This is a genomic window from Methylobacterium symbioticum (genome assembly GCF_902141845.1).
Classification (GTDB): Bacteria; Pseudomonadota; Alphaproteobacteria; order Rhizobiales; family Beijerinckiaceae; genus Methylobacterium; species Methylobacterium symbioticum.
In genome coordinates this window covers 66,870-80,919 of sequence record NZ_CABFPH010000015.1, presented here as the reverse complement: position 1 = coordinate 80,919, position 14,050 = coordinate 66,870, and the positions used below count along the sequence as shown (strand labels likewise).

The 14,050-nt window shown below is 71.4% G+C and carries 10 protein-coding genes and 1 pseudogene; all 11 read left to right on the top strand.

From position 1 onward, the window contains the following. Nucleotides 1–311, top strand: a pseudogene (locus MET9862_RS29235) (hypothetical protein); the annotation flags it as partial. A gap of 127 nt (nucleotides 312–438) precedes the next feature. After that, nucleotides 439–2,340 carry a glycoside hydrolase family 15 protein gene (locus MET9862_RS07910; RefSeq protein WP_142582489.1) on the top strand — a complete coding sequence of 634 codons (1,902 nt, stop codon included), beginning with the start codon at nucleotides 439–441 and terminating at the stop codon, nucleotides 2,338–2,340. A 233-nt stretch (nucleotides 2,341–2,573) separates the two neighbouring features. Then, complete coding sequence (gene tkt / locus MET9862_RS07905; protein ID WP_142582488.1) at nucleotides 2,574–4,649, top strand: transketolase; 2,076 nt, start codon at nucleotides 2,574–2,576, stop codon at nucleotides 4,647–4,649. A 128-nt stretch (nucleotides 4,650–4,777) separates the two neighbouring features. Further along, nucleotides 4,778–7,624 (top strand): bifunctional transaldolase/phosoglucose isomerase, encoded by a 2,847-nt coding sequence (locus MET9862_RS07900; RefSeq protein WP_142582487.1) that lies wholly within the window; start codon nucleotides 4,778–4,780, stop codon nucleotides 7,622–7,624. Between the two features lie 57 nt (nucleotides 7,625–7,681). Next, nucleotides 7,682–8,668, top strand: coding sequence for a phosphogluconate dehydrogenase (NAD(+)-dependent, decarboxylating) (gene gnd, locus MET9862_RS07895; protein WP_142582486.1), 987 nt, complete (start codon nucleotides 7,682–7,684; stop codon nucleotides 8,666–8,668). A gap of 11 nt (nucleotides 8,669–8,679) precedes the next feature. Continuing rightward, nucleotides 8,680–9,408 carry a 6-phosphogluconolactonase gene (gene pgl / locus MET9862_RS07890; RefSeq protein WP_142582485.1) on the top strand — a complete coding sequence of 243 codons (729 nt, stop codon included), beginning with the start codon at nucleotides 8,680–8,682 and terminating at the stop codon, nucleotides 9,406–9,408. A 109-nt stretch (nucleotides 9,409–9,517) separates the two neighbouring features. Continuing rightward, nucleotides 9,518–9,802: a hypothetical protein gene (locus MET9862_RS07885; protein ID WP_142582484.1), complete on the top strand. Its 285-nt coding sequence runs from the start codon at nucleotides 9,518–9,520 to the stop codon at nucleotides 9,800–9,802. A 435-nt stretch (nucleotides 9,803–10,237) separates the two neighbouring features. Beyond that, nucleotides 10,238–11,281: an HD-GYP domain-containing protein gene (locus tag MET9862_RS07880; protein WP_142582483.1), complete on the top strand. Its 1,044-nt coding sequence runs from the start codon at nucleotides 10,238–10,240 to the stop codon at nucleotides 11,279–11,281. A 291-nt stretch (nucleotides 11,282–11,572) separates the two neighbouring features. After that, complete coding sequence (locus tag MET9862_RS07875) at nucleotides 11,573–13,261, top strand: methyl-accepting chemotaxis protein (RefSeq protein WP_142582482.1); 1,689 nt, start codon at nucleotides 11,573–11,575, stop codon at nucleotides 13,259–13,261. Between the two features lie 209 nt (nucleotides 13,262–13,470). After that, nucleotides 13,471–13,602 carry a hypothetical protein gene (locus MET9862_RS30425; protein ID WP_280178956.1) on the top strand — a complete coding sequence of 44 codons (132 nt, stop codon included), beginning with the start codon at nucleotides 13,471–13,473 and terminating at the stop codon, nucleotides 13,600–13,602. A gap of 7 nt (nucleotides 13,603–13,609) precedes the next feature. Continuing rightward, nucleotides 13,610–14,026 carry an acyl-CoA thioesterase gene (locus MET9862_RS07870; RefSeq protein WP_142582481.1) on the top strand — a complete coding sequence of 139 codons (417 nt, stop codon included), beginning with the start codon at nucleotides 13,610–13,612 and terminating at the stop codon, nucleotides 14,024–14,026. The last annotated feature ends 24 nt before the right edge of the window (nucleotides 14,027–14,050 follow it).

The following is a 14,050-nucleotide window of genomic DNA, read 5'->3' as shown; positions in this document are numbered from 1 at the left end:
GGGCGTGGACCTCTAGCCTCCCCCCAGGACAATCTCAGCGGGGCCGGGGCGGGGGCCCCTCCGCCCCGCAGGTGGCCGCCCGCCCCGCCACACACGACGCCCGCAAAACCACGCCCGGCCGTCCCCCCCCCCCCCGCGGCCGCCCCCTGCCCGACCTCGCCCTGCCCTACGCCGCCCCGGCCGCGCGCGCCGCCGGGCGGGCGATGGACGAGGCGACGCGCTACGTGCGCGACCGCGCCGCCGCGGTGACCGGCACGGTGGGCGGCACCGTCCGCGGCTCGGTCTCGGTGCTGGTCGAGGCGATGCGCTGAGCCTGACGGCCGGACGCGCCGGGAGGTCTGCCGAGCGCCGCGCCCCCTCTGGACCCGGGCGGCCTGCCGTCCTAGGTGCAGCGCATCGGAGGGCGCCGCCCGCGCCCACCGCCACGGATTCCAGGGCATGGCGGCTCGCATCGAGGATTACGCGCTCGTCGGCGACGGGCGCACCGCGGCTCTGATCAGCCGCGCCGGCAGCGTCGACTGGCTCTGCTTCCCCCGCTTCGACGCCTCCGCGCTGTTCGCGGGCCTGCTCGGCACCGAGGAGCACGGCTTCTGGCAGCTCGGGCCGGTCTCGGACCATGCCGAGACGCGGCGGGCCTATCGCGACGGCACCCTGATCCTGGAGACCTGCCACCGCACCCGCGAGGGCGAGGTCCGGGTCACCGACTTCATGCCGGCCGGCGACGGCTCGCACCTGATTCGCATGGTGGAGGGCCTGTCCGGGCGCGTCGCCATGCGGATGGAGATCGCGGTGCGCTTCGATTACGGCTCGGCCGTGCCCTGGGTCTCGCGCAGCGAGCTCGAGGACCTGCGCATGATCTCGGGGCCCCACAAGGTGGTGCTGCGCACCAACGTGCCGCTCCACGGCTCGAAGGCCCAGACCACGGTCTCCGAGTTCACGGTGCATGCCGGCGAGACCGCCCGCTTCGTGCTCAGCTACGGCGCCTCGCACGAGGACGATCCGCCGCCGATCGAGCCGCGCCGGGTGCTCGCCGCCACCGACCGGGCCTGGCGCGACTGGTCGGACCATTGCGCGACGGGCACGCCCTGGGACGACATCCTGAAGCGTTCGCTCCTCACCCTCAAGGCGCTGATCTACCGCCCGACCGGCGGGATCGTGGCCGCGCCGACCACCTCGCTGCCCGAGCAGCTCGGCGGCGTGCGCAACTGGGATTACCGCTTCTGCTGGCTGCGCGACTCGACCTTCACGCTGCTGGCGCTGATGGATTCCGGCTATATCGACGAGGCCCGCGCTTGGCGCGACTGGCTGACCCGGGCGGTGGCCGGCAATCCCGAGCAGGCGCATATCCTCTACGGCATCGCCGGCGAGCGCCTGCTGCCCGAGATCGAGCTCGACTGGCTGCCGGGCTACGAGGGCGCGCGGCCGGTGCGGGTCGGCAATGCGGCGGTGAGCCAGTTCCAGCTCGACGTCTACGGCGAGGTCTTCGACGCCCTCTATCAGGCCCGCCAGCGCGGCATGCCGGAGGACCGGGAGGGGTTCCGCGTCGGCCGCGCGCTGATGAACCATCTCGACCGCGCTTGGCGCGAGCCCGACGAGGGCATCTGGGAGGTGCGCGGCGGGCGCAAGCACTTCGTGCACTCGAAGATCATGGCCTGGGTCGCCTACGACCGCGCCATCCGCAGCTGGGAGCAGATCCTCGAATCGGGGGTGTCCACCCATCGCCATGGCGGGCGTGCCCTGCCCGAGCCGCCGCTTGCCGCCTGGCGCGCCACCCGCGACGAGATCCATGCCGAGGTCTGCGCCAAGGGCTTCGATGCCGAGCAGAACAGCTTCGTGCAGTTCTACGGCTCGAAAGATCTCGATGCGAGCCTGCTCCTCGCCGCCCATATGGGCTTCCTGCCGCAGGACGACCCGCGCGTGGTCGGCACCGTGGAGGCGATCGGCCGCCGGCTGATGCGCGACGGCTTCATCCTGCGCTACGAGACTCACGACCAGACCACGGACGGCCTGCCCGGTGGCGAAGGCGCCTTCCTGCCCTGCAGTTTCTGGTACGCGGATAACCTGATCGGCCTCGGCCGGCGGGAAGAGGCGCGCGCGCTGATCGAGCGGCTGATCGGCATCTGCAACGACGTCGGACTGGTCTCCGAGGAGTACGACGTCTCCGCCCAGCGCATGGTGGGCAACTTCCCGCAAGCGTTCACCCACGTTGCGCTCGTCAACACCATCCTCAATTACAGCCGCACGGAAGGCCCCGCGAAGGAACGTAGCGGGGGCGACGACCCGGGGCCGGCCCGGGACCCCGCGGCGACGGCGCGCATCGCCGCCGCGGCGGCGCTCTAGAGCGCTCTCCGCCGAAGTGGATACCGGTTCGGTGAGAGAGGGCGCGCCAAAACAACGACGTGGAGCCGATCACGATTGCAACGCGATCGGGAACGGCTCTAGAGCGCTCTCCGCCGAGGCGAACGCCGGTTCGGCGTGAGGGAGCGCGTCAGATGCAGAGGCCTGGAGCCGTCCGCGATCGCCGAGCGGTCGGGAACGGCGCCACGCCTCCGGAACAGAGAGACGAGATCACGATGAGCGGAGCAGACACGGTCGCGAAGGCGGCCCTCGGCGAGACGGAGAAGCTGGCGGTCGACACGATCCGCACGCTCGCCATCGACGCCGTGCAGAAGGCCAATTCCGGCCATGCCGGCGCACCGATGGCCCTCGCGCCCGTCGCCTACACCCTGTGGAACCGCTACCTGCGCTACGATCCGGCGCACCCGCACTGGCCGAACCGCGACCGGTTCGTGCTCTCGGCCGGCCATGCCTCGATGCTGCTCTACGCCCTCCTCCACCTCGCCGAGGTGGCGGAGAAGGACGGCGGCAACGCCCCGGCCGTCACACTCGACGACATCAAGAAGTTCCGCCAGCTCGACAGCCGCACGCCGGGCCATCCCGAGTACCACTTCACCACCGGCGTCGAGACCACCACCGGCCCCCTCGGCCAGGGTGTGGCGAACTCCGTCGGCATGGCGATGGGCGGCCGCTTCCTCGGCGAGCGCCTGAACCGCGAGGGCCTGCCGCTCTTCGACTACAACGTCTACGCGATCTGCTCGGACGGCGACCTGATGGAGGGCGTCGCCTCCGAGGCCGCCTCCATCGCCGGCCATCTGCGCCTGTCGAACCTGTGCTGGATCTACGACAACAACACCATCACCATCGAGGGCCATACCGAACTCGCCTTCGGCGAGGAGGTCGCGACCCGCTTCCTGGCCTATGGCTGGCAGGTGCTGCGCGTCGCCGATGCCAACGACGTCCACGCGATCTCGGCCGCGATCGAGACCTTCCTGCAATCGGGCGACCGGCCGACGCTGATCGTCGTCAACTCGGTGATCGGCTACGGCGCCCCGAAGAAGCAGGGCACCGCCAAGGCCCATTCGGACGCCCTCGGCGAGGACGAGGTGAAGGGCGCCAAGCGCGCCTATGGCTGGCCCGAGGACGCGCAGTTCCTGGTGCCCGACGGCGTGAAGGAGGTCTTCCGCGACGGCATCGGCAAGCGCGGCGCGGCTTTGCACGACCAGTGGCAGGGCTTCCTCAAGGCCGCCAAGGAGGCCGATGCCCAGCACGCCGAGGATCTGGACGCCTTCTTCGAGGGCCGCCTGCCGGAGGGCTGGGACAAGGACATCCCGGTCTTCGAGGCCGACGCCAAGGGACTCGCCACCCGCGAATCCTCGGGCAAGGTGCTCAACGCCATCGCGCAGCACGTGCCCTTCCTCCTCGGCGGCTCGGCCGATCTCGCGCCGTCCAACAAGTCGAACCTCACCTTCGAGGGGGCCGGCTCGCTGACCCCCTTCGAGCCGGGCGGGCGCAACATCCATTTCGGCGTGCGCGAGCACGCGATGGGCTCGATCGTGAACGGCCTCGGCCTCGTGGGCCTGCGGGCCTACGGCGCGACCTTCCTGGTCTTCGCCGACTACATGCGCCCGCCGATCCGGCTCGCCTCGCTGATGGAGCTGCCGGTCTTCCACATCTTCACCCACGACTCGATCGGCGTGGGCGAGGACGGACCGACCCACCAGCCCGTCGAGCAGATCCTCTCCCTGCGCGCGATCCCGGGCCTCGTGACGATCCGCCCGGCCGACGCCAACGAGGTGGCCGAGGCCTACCGCGTGATCTTCACGCTGCGGAACCAGCCGGCCGTGCTCGCGCTCTCGCGCCAGCCGCTGCCGACCCTCGACCGCACGACCTACGGCTCGGCCGCGGGCACCGCGAAGGGCGCCTACGTGCTCGCCGATTGCGAGGGCACGCCGGAGGTGATCCTGATCGGCACCGGCTCCGAGGTGCAGCTCTGCGTCGGCGCCTACGAGGCGCTCAAGGGCGAGGGCGTGAAGGCCCGCGTCGTCTCGATGCCCTCCTGGGACCTGTTCGAGCGGCAGGACGAGGCCTACCGCAACAGCGTGCTCCCGCCGGAGGTGCTGGCGCGCGTCGCCGTCGAGCAGGGCTCGGTCATCGGCTGGGACCGCTACGCGGGCTCGTCGGGTGCCATCATCGGCATGCACACCTTCGGCGCCTCGGCGCCGATCAAGGACCTGCAGACGAAGTTCGGCTTCACCCCGGACAAGGTGCTCCAGGCTGCCCGCGACCAGATCGCCAAGCACAAGAAGTAGGCCGAAGTCGCCGGGATCGGCCGGTCACCCATGGGAGCGGGCGACCGGCGCCCCTACATCGTCCCTGAACACCTCCGGGGCGGCCCGCCGTGATGCGGGCCGTCTCCCAAGCTTCCCGAGGGATCGACATGAACGCGCTCAAGGCCCTGCACGACGAACAGGATCAGGCGGTCTGGCTCGATTTCGTGGCGCGCGGCTTCATCGAGAAGGGCGAACTGAAGGCGCTGGTGGAAGGGGACGGCCTGCGCGGCGTCACCTCGAACCCGGCGATCTTCGAGAAGGCGATCGGCCACTCGGACGAGTACGATGCCAGCCTGAAGCGCGTGATGGAGGGCGGGGATTCCCGCGTCATCGATCTCTACGAGGGCCTTGCCGTCGAGGATATCCAGAACGCGGCCGACGTGCTGCGCCCGGTCTACGAGGCGAGCGACGGCGCGGACGGCTATGTGAGCCTCGAGGTCTCGCCCTACCTCGCCCTCGACACCGAGGCGACGCTGGCCGAGGCGCGCCGCCTGCACGGCATGGTCCAGCGCGACAACCTGATGGTGAAGGTGCCCGCCACCCCGGAGGGCATCCCGGCGATCCGCCAGCTCACCGCCGAGGGCATCTCGATCAACGTCACCCTGCTCTTCTCGCAAGGGGAATACGAGAAGGTCGCCCGCGCCTTCGTCGAGGGGCTCGCGGAGCGCGCGAAGGCCGGCCACGACGTCTCGCGGATCGCGAGCGTGGCGAGCTTCTTCATCAGCCGCATCGACAGCCTGGTCGACAAGCTGATCGACGAGAAGGCCGCGACGCTGAACGACCCCGTGGCCAAGGCGGCGCTCGAATCCCTGAAGGGCAAGGTCGCGATCGCCAACGCCAAGCTCGCCTATCAGAGCTACAAGGCGATCTTCGCCGAACCGGCCTGGCAGGCCCTCCGGGAGAAGGGCGCCAAGGCGCAGCGCCTGCTCTGGGCCTCCACGGGCACCAAGAACAAGGCCTATTCCGACGTGCTCTACGTCGAGGAGCTGATCGGGCCGAACACCGTCAACACCATGCCGCCGGCCACCATGGACGCCTTCCGCGACCACGGGCAGGTCCGTCCCACCATCGAGGAAGACCTCGACGGGGCCCGCGCCGTGATGAACGCCCTCGCCAAGGCCGGCATCGACATCGAGGCGGTCGCCCGCCAGCTCGTCGAGGAGGGCGTCCAGCTCTTCATCGACGCCGCCGACAAGCTGCTCGGCGCGGTCGCCGGCAAGCGCGCCGCGCTCCTCGGGCACCGGCTGAACAGCCAGAGCTTCGCGAGCGCGGAGGATCTGGAGAAGAAGACCGCGGAGGTGGTCGAGTCCTGGCGCGCGAGCGGCGCGATCCGCCGGCTCTGGGCGCATGACAAGACCGTCTGGTCGGATGCCGACGAGGATCGCTGGCTCGGCTGGCTCCGCATCGTCGAGGACGAGCGGGCGAAGGCCGCCGACTACGCCGCCTTCGCGGATTGGGTGAAGGCCCGCGGCTTCCGCGACGCGGTGGTGCTCGGGATGGGCGGGTCCAGCCTCGGGCCGGAGGTGCTGAGCCTCACCTTCGGCAGCCGCGAGGGATTCCCGAAGCTCCGCATTCTCGATTCGACCCATCCGGACGAGGTCCGCGCCGTCGAGGCGGCGATCGATCTGCCGAACACCTTGTTCATCGTGGCCTCGAAGTCCGGCTCTACGCTGGAGCCCAACGTCTTCCGCGACTACTTCCTCGGCCGGATGAAAGAGGTGGTCGGCGCGAAGGCGGGCTCGCACTTCGTCGCGATCACCGATCCGGGCTCCGCCATGGAAACGGCGGCGCGGGACGACGGCTTCGAGAAGATCTTCTTCGGCGTGCCGCAGATCGGCGGGCGCTACTCGGTGCTCTCGGCCTTCGGGCTGGTGCCGGCGGCGGCCATCGGCATCGACATCGCCGAGTTCCTCGACTGCGCCCGCGCCATGGTGCGCTCCTGCGGACCGGCGGTGCCGCCCTCCGAGAATCCGGGCGTGCGCCTCGGCGCCTTCCTCGGCGCCGCCGCGCTCCAGGGCCGCGACAAGGTCACCCTGGTGGCCTCGCCCGATATCGCGAGCTTCGGCGGCTGGGCCGAGCAGCTCATCGCCGAATCGACCGGCAAGCAGGGCAAGGGCCTGATCCCGATCGACGGCGAGCCCGTGGACGTGCCGGCGGCCTACGGCCACGACCGCGTCTTCGTCTATCTCCGTCTGGCGCGGCACGCGGTGGAGGCGCAGGACGAGGCCCTGCGCGCCCTGGAGCGGGAAGGCCATCCGGTGGTGCGCATCGGCCTGGAGACGGTCGAGCAGCTGCCGCAGGAATTCTTCCGCTTCGAGATGGCCACCGCGGTGGCGGGCGCGGTGATCGGCATCAACCCGTTCGACCAGCCGGACGTGGAGGCCAGCAAGGTCGAGACGAAGAAGCTGTTCGCGGCGGCCGAGGCGAGCGGCGCCCTGCCTGCCGAGACGCCGGTCTTCACCGACGAGACGGTGGCGCTCTACGCCGACCCGGCCAATGCCGAGGCCCTGCCGCAGGCGGGCGAGGGGCTGGAGGCGGCGCTCAAGGCCCATCTCGGCCGGATCAAGGCCGGCGACTACCTCGCGCTCCTCGCCTATGTGCCGCGCGATGCGGACCATCAGGCGGTGCTTCAGGAGGCGCGCCTCGCGGTGCGCGACGCCCGCCACGTGGCGACCTGCCTCGAATTCGGTCCGCGCTTCCTGCACTCCACCGGCCAGGCCTACAAGGGCGGGCCCGATACCGGCGTCTTCGTCCAGATCACGGCCGACCCCACCGCCGACCTCGCCATCCCCGGCCGCAAGCTCGGCTTCGCCACCGTGGTCGCGGCGCAGGCGCGCGGCGACTTCGCCGTGCTGGCCGAGCGCGGGCGCCGGGCGCTCAGGGTCCACATCACGGGCGACCTCGAGGCCGGGCTGACGCGCGTTGCCGCTGCGCTGAAGGCGGCCGTGGGCTGAGCGGCAGACGGCAGGCCTGAACGGTTTCGCGGGGGCGATCTGTAAGGAAGGGCAGCGATGCAACTCGGCATGATCGGTCTCGGCCGGATGGGCGGCAACATCGTCCGCCGCCTGCTGAAGGATGGGCACACGGCCGTGGTCTACGACCGCGACCCGAAGGCGGTGGCGGCCCTCGTCGAGGCGGGCGCCACCCGCGCCGACAGCCTGGAGGATCTCGTCGCCGAGCTGGCGGCGCCGCGCGCCGCCTGGGGGATGCTGCCGGCGGGCGCCATCACCGAGGAGACGGTGGCGGCGCTCTCCGGCCTGATGCAGGCCGACGACACCATCATCGACGGCGGCAACTCCTTCTACGGCGACGATGTGCGCCGCGCCGCGGAGCTGCGGCCCAAGGGCATCCACTACGTCGATGTGGGCACCTCCGGCGGCGTCTGGGGCCTGGAGCGCGGCTACTGCATGATGATCGGCGGCGATACGGAGGCCGTCGACCGGCTCGACCCGATCTTCCGGACGCTGGCCCCCGGGATGGGCGAGATCCCGCGCACCCCCGGACGCGAGGGCCGCGACCCGCGGGCGGAGCTCGGCTACATCCATGCCGGCCCCTGCGGCGCCGGGCATTTCGTGAAGATGATCCACAACGGCATCGAGTACGGCCTGATGCAGGCCTATGCCGAGGGGTTCGACATCCTCCGCCATGCCGGCTCGAAGGACCTGCCGGAGGCGCGGCGCTACGACCTGAACCTCGGTGACATCGCCGAGGTCTGGCGCCGCGGCAGCGTGGTCTCCTCCTGGCTCCTCGACCTGACGGCGAGCGCGCTCGCGGGCGACGAGCATCTGGAGGATTATTCGGGCTTCGTGGAGGATTCCGGGGAAGGCCGCTGGACCATCAACGCGGCCGTCGAGGAGGCCGTGCCGGCCACCGTGCTCTCGAGCGCCCTCTACCGCCGCTTCCGCTCCCGCGAGCACGAGAGCTACGCCGACAAGCTGCTCTCCGCCATGCGCCGCGGCTTCGGCGGCCATCTGGAGCCGAAGCAGCCGAAGATGTGAGGCGACACCCCATGCCGACACCCCTGCCCCCGGGCGCACAAGTCCTGCCCGATGCCGATGCGGTGGCGCGCGCGGCCGCCGAGCGCCTTCTCGCAGCCTGCGCCGGGTCCGAGCGCGTCGCAATCTGCCTGTCCGGCGGCTCGACGCCGAGGCGCCTCTATCAGCTCCTCGCCGGGCCGGACTACGCGGGCCGCCTGCCGTGGGAGCGGATCCACTGGTTCTTCGGCGACGACCGGGCCGTGCCCTGGGACGATCCGCGCAGCAATGTCCACATGGTGCGCGAGGCCTTCGGCCACGGCGCGGCCATCCCGCCGAGCCACCTCCACTTCATCCCGACCGATCTCGGGCCCGAGGCGGCGGCGGCCGAATACGACCGGACGCTCCGCGCCTTCTATGGGGCGGAGCGCCTCGATCCGGAGCGGCCGCTCTTCGACCTCGTCCTGCTCGGGCTCGGCGAGGACGGACACACAGCCTCGCTCTTCCCCGGCAAGCCGGAGCTCGGCGCGACGGGCAGGCTCGCCGTCGCCGTGCCCGAGGCCGGGCTCGCGCCCTTCGTGCCGCGGGTGAGCCTGACCTTCGAGGCCCTGGCCTCGGCCCGCGAGATCCTCTTCCTCGTCACCGGCGCGGGCAAGCGCGACGCGCTGACCCGCCTCGATGCCGGCGAGGACCTGCCGGCCGGCCGCGTGGCGAGCCGGGGGACCCTCGTCTGGCTGCTCGACGCGGAGGCGGCCGGCCTCTGAGACCGGATGGCGGCTCATTTTTCCGGATCGGCCTCGCGGCGGCCTTGATTCCGCCGCGAGGCCGGATTCTGCTCGTGCCGTTTCGATCTGGTCCGCGATCCCGACCGTGATGCACGAAGACCTCGCGCGTTCCGTGCGCCCGACCGCGCGCGGCGGCTGGCTCCGCCCGCGCAGCCGCTTCGCGCCCGGGCCCCTGCGTCCGGGCAGGCTGCGGCACCCCGCGCCGGGAATCGTCCGCGGCATGATCACCGGCGCCCTGCTGGCCATCGGCGTGCTCACCGCCTTCACACTGCCCTTCCTGCGCGACGGGTCCAACACTGCGGCGCCCGCGGCGATCGCTGCGTCCCTCGCCCCGACCGCAGCGCCGGTCCAGGCCGTCGCCACCCGTCCGTGACGCACGCTCTCTGATCCGCGGACCGCGGATCCCCGTTCCGATCCAGAGAGCCGCAGGTCCGGTCGCGGGACCGGTCCACCCGGCCCCGCCGGTGCGCCGCAGGACGGTCGCGCACGCCCCTCTGTCGCGCTTAAGTTGTACTATGGATCGCTCTGCATTCTACGATGCCCAGAGCCGGCCCATTGCAGGCCCATAACCGGCACAAAGCCGGCCCGTGACCGCGTTCAGTTTGAAATCGCGGCTTCCGACCCGCGGATAGTTCAGACCGTGCAATAACCGACCTGAAAGGTTGCTCCGCCATGCTGCAGAGCATCTGGTCCGCGCGGCCGGGGCGGCACAGTGGGGTCCAGGTCGGGCGACGAGCTCGGCTCTGTCCGCCGGAGCCGCCTCGGTCGGCCTCAGACCACACCGACGACCTGGGCGCTTGATACGGGCATGCTCGTCCTCCTGACCGACCGTCCAGACCGCAGCATCGGGCTGTCGCAGCTTCTCGAGCAGATCGCCCCCTGCCGGGTCGTGACCCCGCAGAACCGCATCGCGGAGTTCGGCGAGGCGCCGCTCGGCCTCGTGGCCGACGTGGACCTCCTGCAGCCGACCGCCGCGCGCAGCCTGCGCAGCCTGATCGCGAGCGTCGGCGGCGCGGGCACCCCGCTCGTCTGCCTGATGCGCACCATGGGCGAGCGCAGCATGGCCGAGGCCCGCGCCCTCGGGGCCGGCCTCTGCCTGCCCGGAAGCACCCCGGCCCGCACGGTGGCGCAGGCGGTGCTCGCCCATCTGCGGCCCACCGCCGCCGTCGAGGCCGTGGTCGCGCACGCCGCCAACCAAGCGGGCACGGTCATCACCGGGCTGCTCGACGTCGCCCGCAGCGGTGGCCCGGTGGATGCGGCATCGGTCGACGAGGGTCTCGCGCCCGTGCTCACCGCCGTCGAGATGGGCGGCCTCGAGCGCTGGCTCGCCAAGGTGCGCAGCTACGACGACGCCACCTACCAGCACTGCCTTCTGGTCACCGGCCTCGCCGCCACCTTCGCGATCGATCTGGGCTTCTCCGAGCGCGACCGGCAGCAGCTCGTGCGCGCCGCCCTGGTGCACGATGTGGGCAAGGCCCGCATCCCCCTGGCCGTCCTGAACAAGCCGGGCCGCCTGAATGCCGAGGAGACCGAGGTGATGCGCACCCATGCGGCCGTGGGGCATCAGATCCTGGTCCAGGCCGGCGGCTTCGACGAGACCACGCTGACGGTGGTGCGCCACCACCACGAGGCCCTGGACGGCTCCGGCTATCCCGACGGCCTCGCAGGCTCGCAGATCTCCGATCCGGTGCGGCTCGTCACGATCTGCGACATCTACGCGGCCCTGGTCGAGAGCCGCCCCTACCGGGCGCCGATGCCGAGCGGGCAGGCCATCGACATCCTCCTCGGCATGACGACCAAGCTCGACATCCCGCTGGTCCACGCCTTCGCACGCAGCGTCTCCGGAACCTGAGCGGCCGCGCGCGGCCGACCGATCCCGTCCCGACATCCGATTGCAACCTCCGGGGGATGCCACCGGGGGCGCACCCGCGCGGCAGGCCTGCCAGGCGGTGCTCTGAGATTTTAAGTTGTATTTAATCGAAGAAAAACTATTGGTTGTAAATAAATCCTTGCCACAAGCGCGGCGAATTAGGGGTTTGATTACCAATTGGCGGCACAACTTTCGAGCGAAATGTGCGCCCGTTCGGCCGGTGCGCCTCGCACATCCGTCGAAGGTCATCCGTCACCGAAGGTTCGTCCTCCCATGACTTGGTTTGCCCGTCTTCGCCTCGTCGCGAAGCTCGCGATCGTCTTCGCCGTGCTGATCCTCGCGGCCGCCGCCTCGGCGCTGGTGACATGGCGCAATCTCGCCTCCATGCGCGAGGCCGCCGCGTGGAACGACCATACCCGCCTCGTGATGGAGCAGGTCCAGGGACTGACCACCGCCATGGTCAACCAAGAGACGGGCCTGCGCGGCTACCTCCTCTCCGCCGACGAGGCCTTCCTCGAACCCTATCGCGGCGGCGCCAAGACCTATGCCCAGGCGATGGAGCGGCTGCGCACGCTCGTCGCCGACAATCCGCAGCAGGTCGCGCGCCTCGACCGGATCGACGCCCTCGCCCGCCAGTGGCGCGGTGAGGTCGCCGAGCGCGCCATCGGGCTGATGCGCGAGCCGGAGACGCGCGCCCAGGCGCGACAGATCGAGGTCTCGGGCCAGGGCAAGAGCGCGATGGACGCCCTGCGGGCCAAGGCCGTCGAGGTCGACGGCGTCGAGCGTGGCCTGCTCGAGACCCGCAACGTCGCCGCGGCCGAGGCCGCCTCGGCCACCCGTACCGCCGTGGTCGCCGGCCTGGCCGCCATGGTGCTGACGGCCCTCGCCGGCATTCTCCTGCTCAACCGGACCGTCTCGCAGCCCCTCCGGCGGATGTGCGCCCTGATGGGCCGGCTCGCCGCGGGCGACGTGACCACGGAGGTCGCAGACCGCGAACGCCGGGACGAGATCGGCGCCATCGCCGGGGCGGTGCAGGTGTTCAAGGAGAACCTGATCCGCACCCGGGCTCTGGAGGCCGAGACGGAGACCGCGCGCGCGGGCGCCGAGGCGCAGCGGCGGGCCGCCACCCGCGACATGGCGGACCGCTTCGAGCAGGCGGTGGGCGGCGTCATCGGCATGGTCTCGGCCTCGGCGACCGAGCTGCAGGCCACCGCCGAAACCCTGTCGAACGCCGCCGGGCAGGCGAGCAGCCGGTCGGGCACCGTCGCCGCCGCAGCCGAGGAAGCCTCCACCAATGTCGGCACGGTGGCCGCGGCGGCGGAGGAGCTCGGCTCGTCGGTGGCCGAGATCGCGCGGCAGGTTGCGGGCTCGGCGAGCCTCGCCCAGGCCGCCGTCGCGGAGGCGGACCAGACGGGCGTCCTGGTGCAGGACCTCACCGCCGCGGCGGCGCGCATCGGCGACGTGGTCGCGATGATCTCGCAGATCGCCGGACAGACCAACCTGCTCGCCCTGAACGCCACCATCGAGGCGGCCCGTGCCGGCGATGCCGGCCGCGGCTTCGCGGTGGTCGCCGCCGAGGTCAAGGAACTCGCCGGGCAGACCGCCAAGGCCACCGAGGAGATCGGGCAGCAGATCGCCCGCATCCAGGGCTCGACCGGGCAGGTCGTCTCGGCCATCGGCGGCATCAGCGACCGCATCCGCGAGCTGAGCGGCGTCGCCAGCGCCATCGCGGCGGCGGTCGAGGAGCAGGGCGCGGCGACCCATGAGATCGTGCGCAACGTGTCCGAGGCGGCGAGCGGGGCGAGCGCCGTCACCGCGAACATCACGGAGGTGGCCACCGCCTCCGCCGAGACCGGAGCCTCCGCCGCCCAGGTCCTGTCGGCGGCCTCGGAGCTGTCGCGCCAGTCCGAGCAGCTTCAGAGCGAGGTCGGCCGCTTCCTGGCCACCGTACGGGCCGCCTGAGCCGGCTGCCGAGAGCCTGCCGCTGCGCCGGCAGGACGACACTTGGCTCCCCTTCCCGACCGGGAGAGGGACCCGGCAGTTCGGGTTCCTACGGGGTGCGGAGTGTCAGGGTGATGGCCGGCTCGCGCTTCCGGAGCCTGCACTTTATCGCTAGATTGCCCCTCTGAGACGGCCGGCAGCAGATCGGCTGCTCCGGAGGGACAAGGCCCGTGAACAGAGTCGCGATCCGCGAAGCGGCCCCGCCGCGCGAGATCTGGCAATCCGTGCCGATCGAGTGCTTCGTCAGCGCCGCCCTCGTCATCCTGGCCGCGGGGCTGACGCTCTGCGGCGTGATGCCCTGAACCGCGCATGCCCGAGACCGCGTCCGAGGATCCGCGCGGCGACCTCACGGTGCGCACCATCGCCATGCCCGCCGACACCAACGCCAACGGCGACATCTTCGGCGGCTGGGTGCTCTCGCAGATGGATCAGGCCGGCGGCATCGCGGGCGTGGACCGGACGCAGGGGCGCGTCGTCACCGTCGCCCTCGACGCGATGACCTTCATCCGCCCGGTGCGGGTCGGCGACGTGCTCTGCGTCTATACCCGCGTGGCCCATGTCGGGCGCACCTCGATGAAGATCGAGGTGGAGGCCTGGGCCCGCCGCTTCCGCACCCGCATCCGCGAGAAGGTGACCGAGGCGACCTTCACCTTCGTGGCCATCGACGACGAGGGCCGCCCGCGTCCGATTCCGCCCCTCGACGCGGTGCCGCCGCTCCGGCCCTGACCGCCGACCGGGTGCGGCCGCATC

What these genes read in the sequence shown, in the direction of transcription:
- MET9862_RS07910 (WP_142582489.1), top strand. Translation starts at nt 439, where the DNA reads ATGGCGGCTCGCATCGAGGATTACGCGCTCGTCGGCGACGGGCGCACC.
- tkt (WP_142582488.1), top strand. Translation starts at nt 2,574, where the DNA reads ATGAGCGGAGCAGACACGGTCGCGAAGGCGGCCCTCGGCGAGACGGAG.
- MET9862_RS07900 (WP_142582487.1), top strand. Translation starts at nt 4,778, where the DNA reads ATGAACGCGCTCAAGGCCCTGCACGACGAACAGGATCAGGCGGTCTGG.
- gnd (WP_142582486.1), top strand. Translation starts at nt 7,682, where the DNA reads ATGCAACTCGGCATGATCGGTCTCGGCCGGATGGGCGGCAACATCGTC.
- pgl (WP_142582485.1), top strand. Translation starts at nt 8,680, where the DNA reads ATGCCGACACCCCTGCCCCCGGGCGCACAAGTCCTGCCCGATGCCGAT.
- MET9862_RS07885 (WP_142582484.1), top strand. Translation starts at nt 9,518, where the DNA reads ATGCACGAAGACCTCGCGCGTTCCGTGCGCCCGACCGCGCGCGGCGGC.
- MET9862_RS07880 (WP_142582483.1), top strand. Translation starts at nt 10,238, where the DNA reads ATGCTCGTCCTCCTGACCGACCGTCCAGACCGCAGCATCGGGCTGTCG.
- MET9862_RS07875 (WP_142582482.1), top strand. Translation starts at nt 11,573, where the DNA reads ATGACTTGGTTTGCCCGTCTTCGCCTCGTCGCGAAGCTCGCGATCGTC.
- MET9862_RS07870 (WP_142582481.1), top strand. Translation starts at nt 13,610, where the DNA reads ATGCCCGAGACCGCGTCCGAGGATCCGCGCGGCGACCTCACGGTGCGC.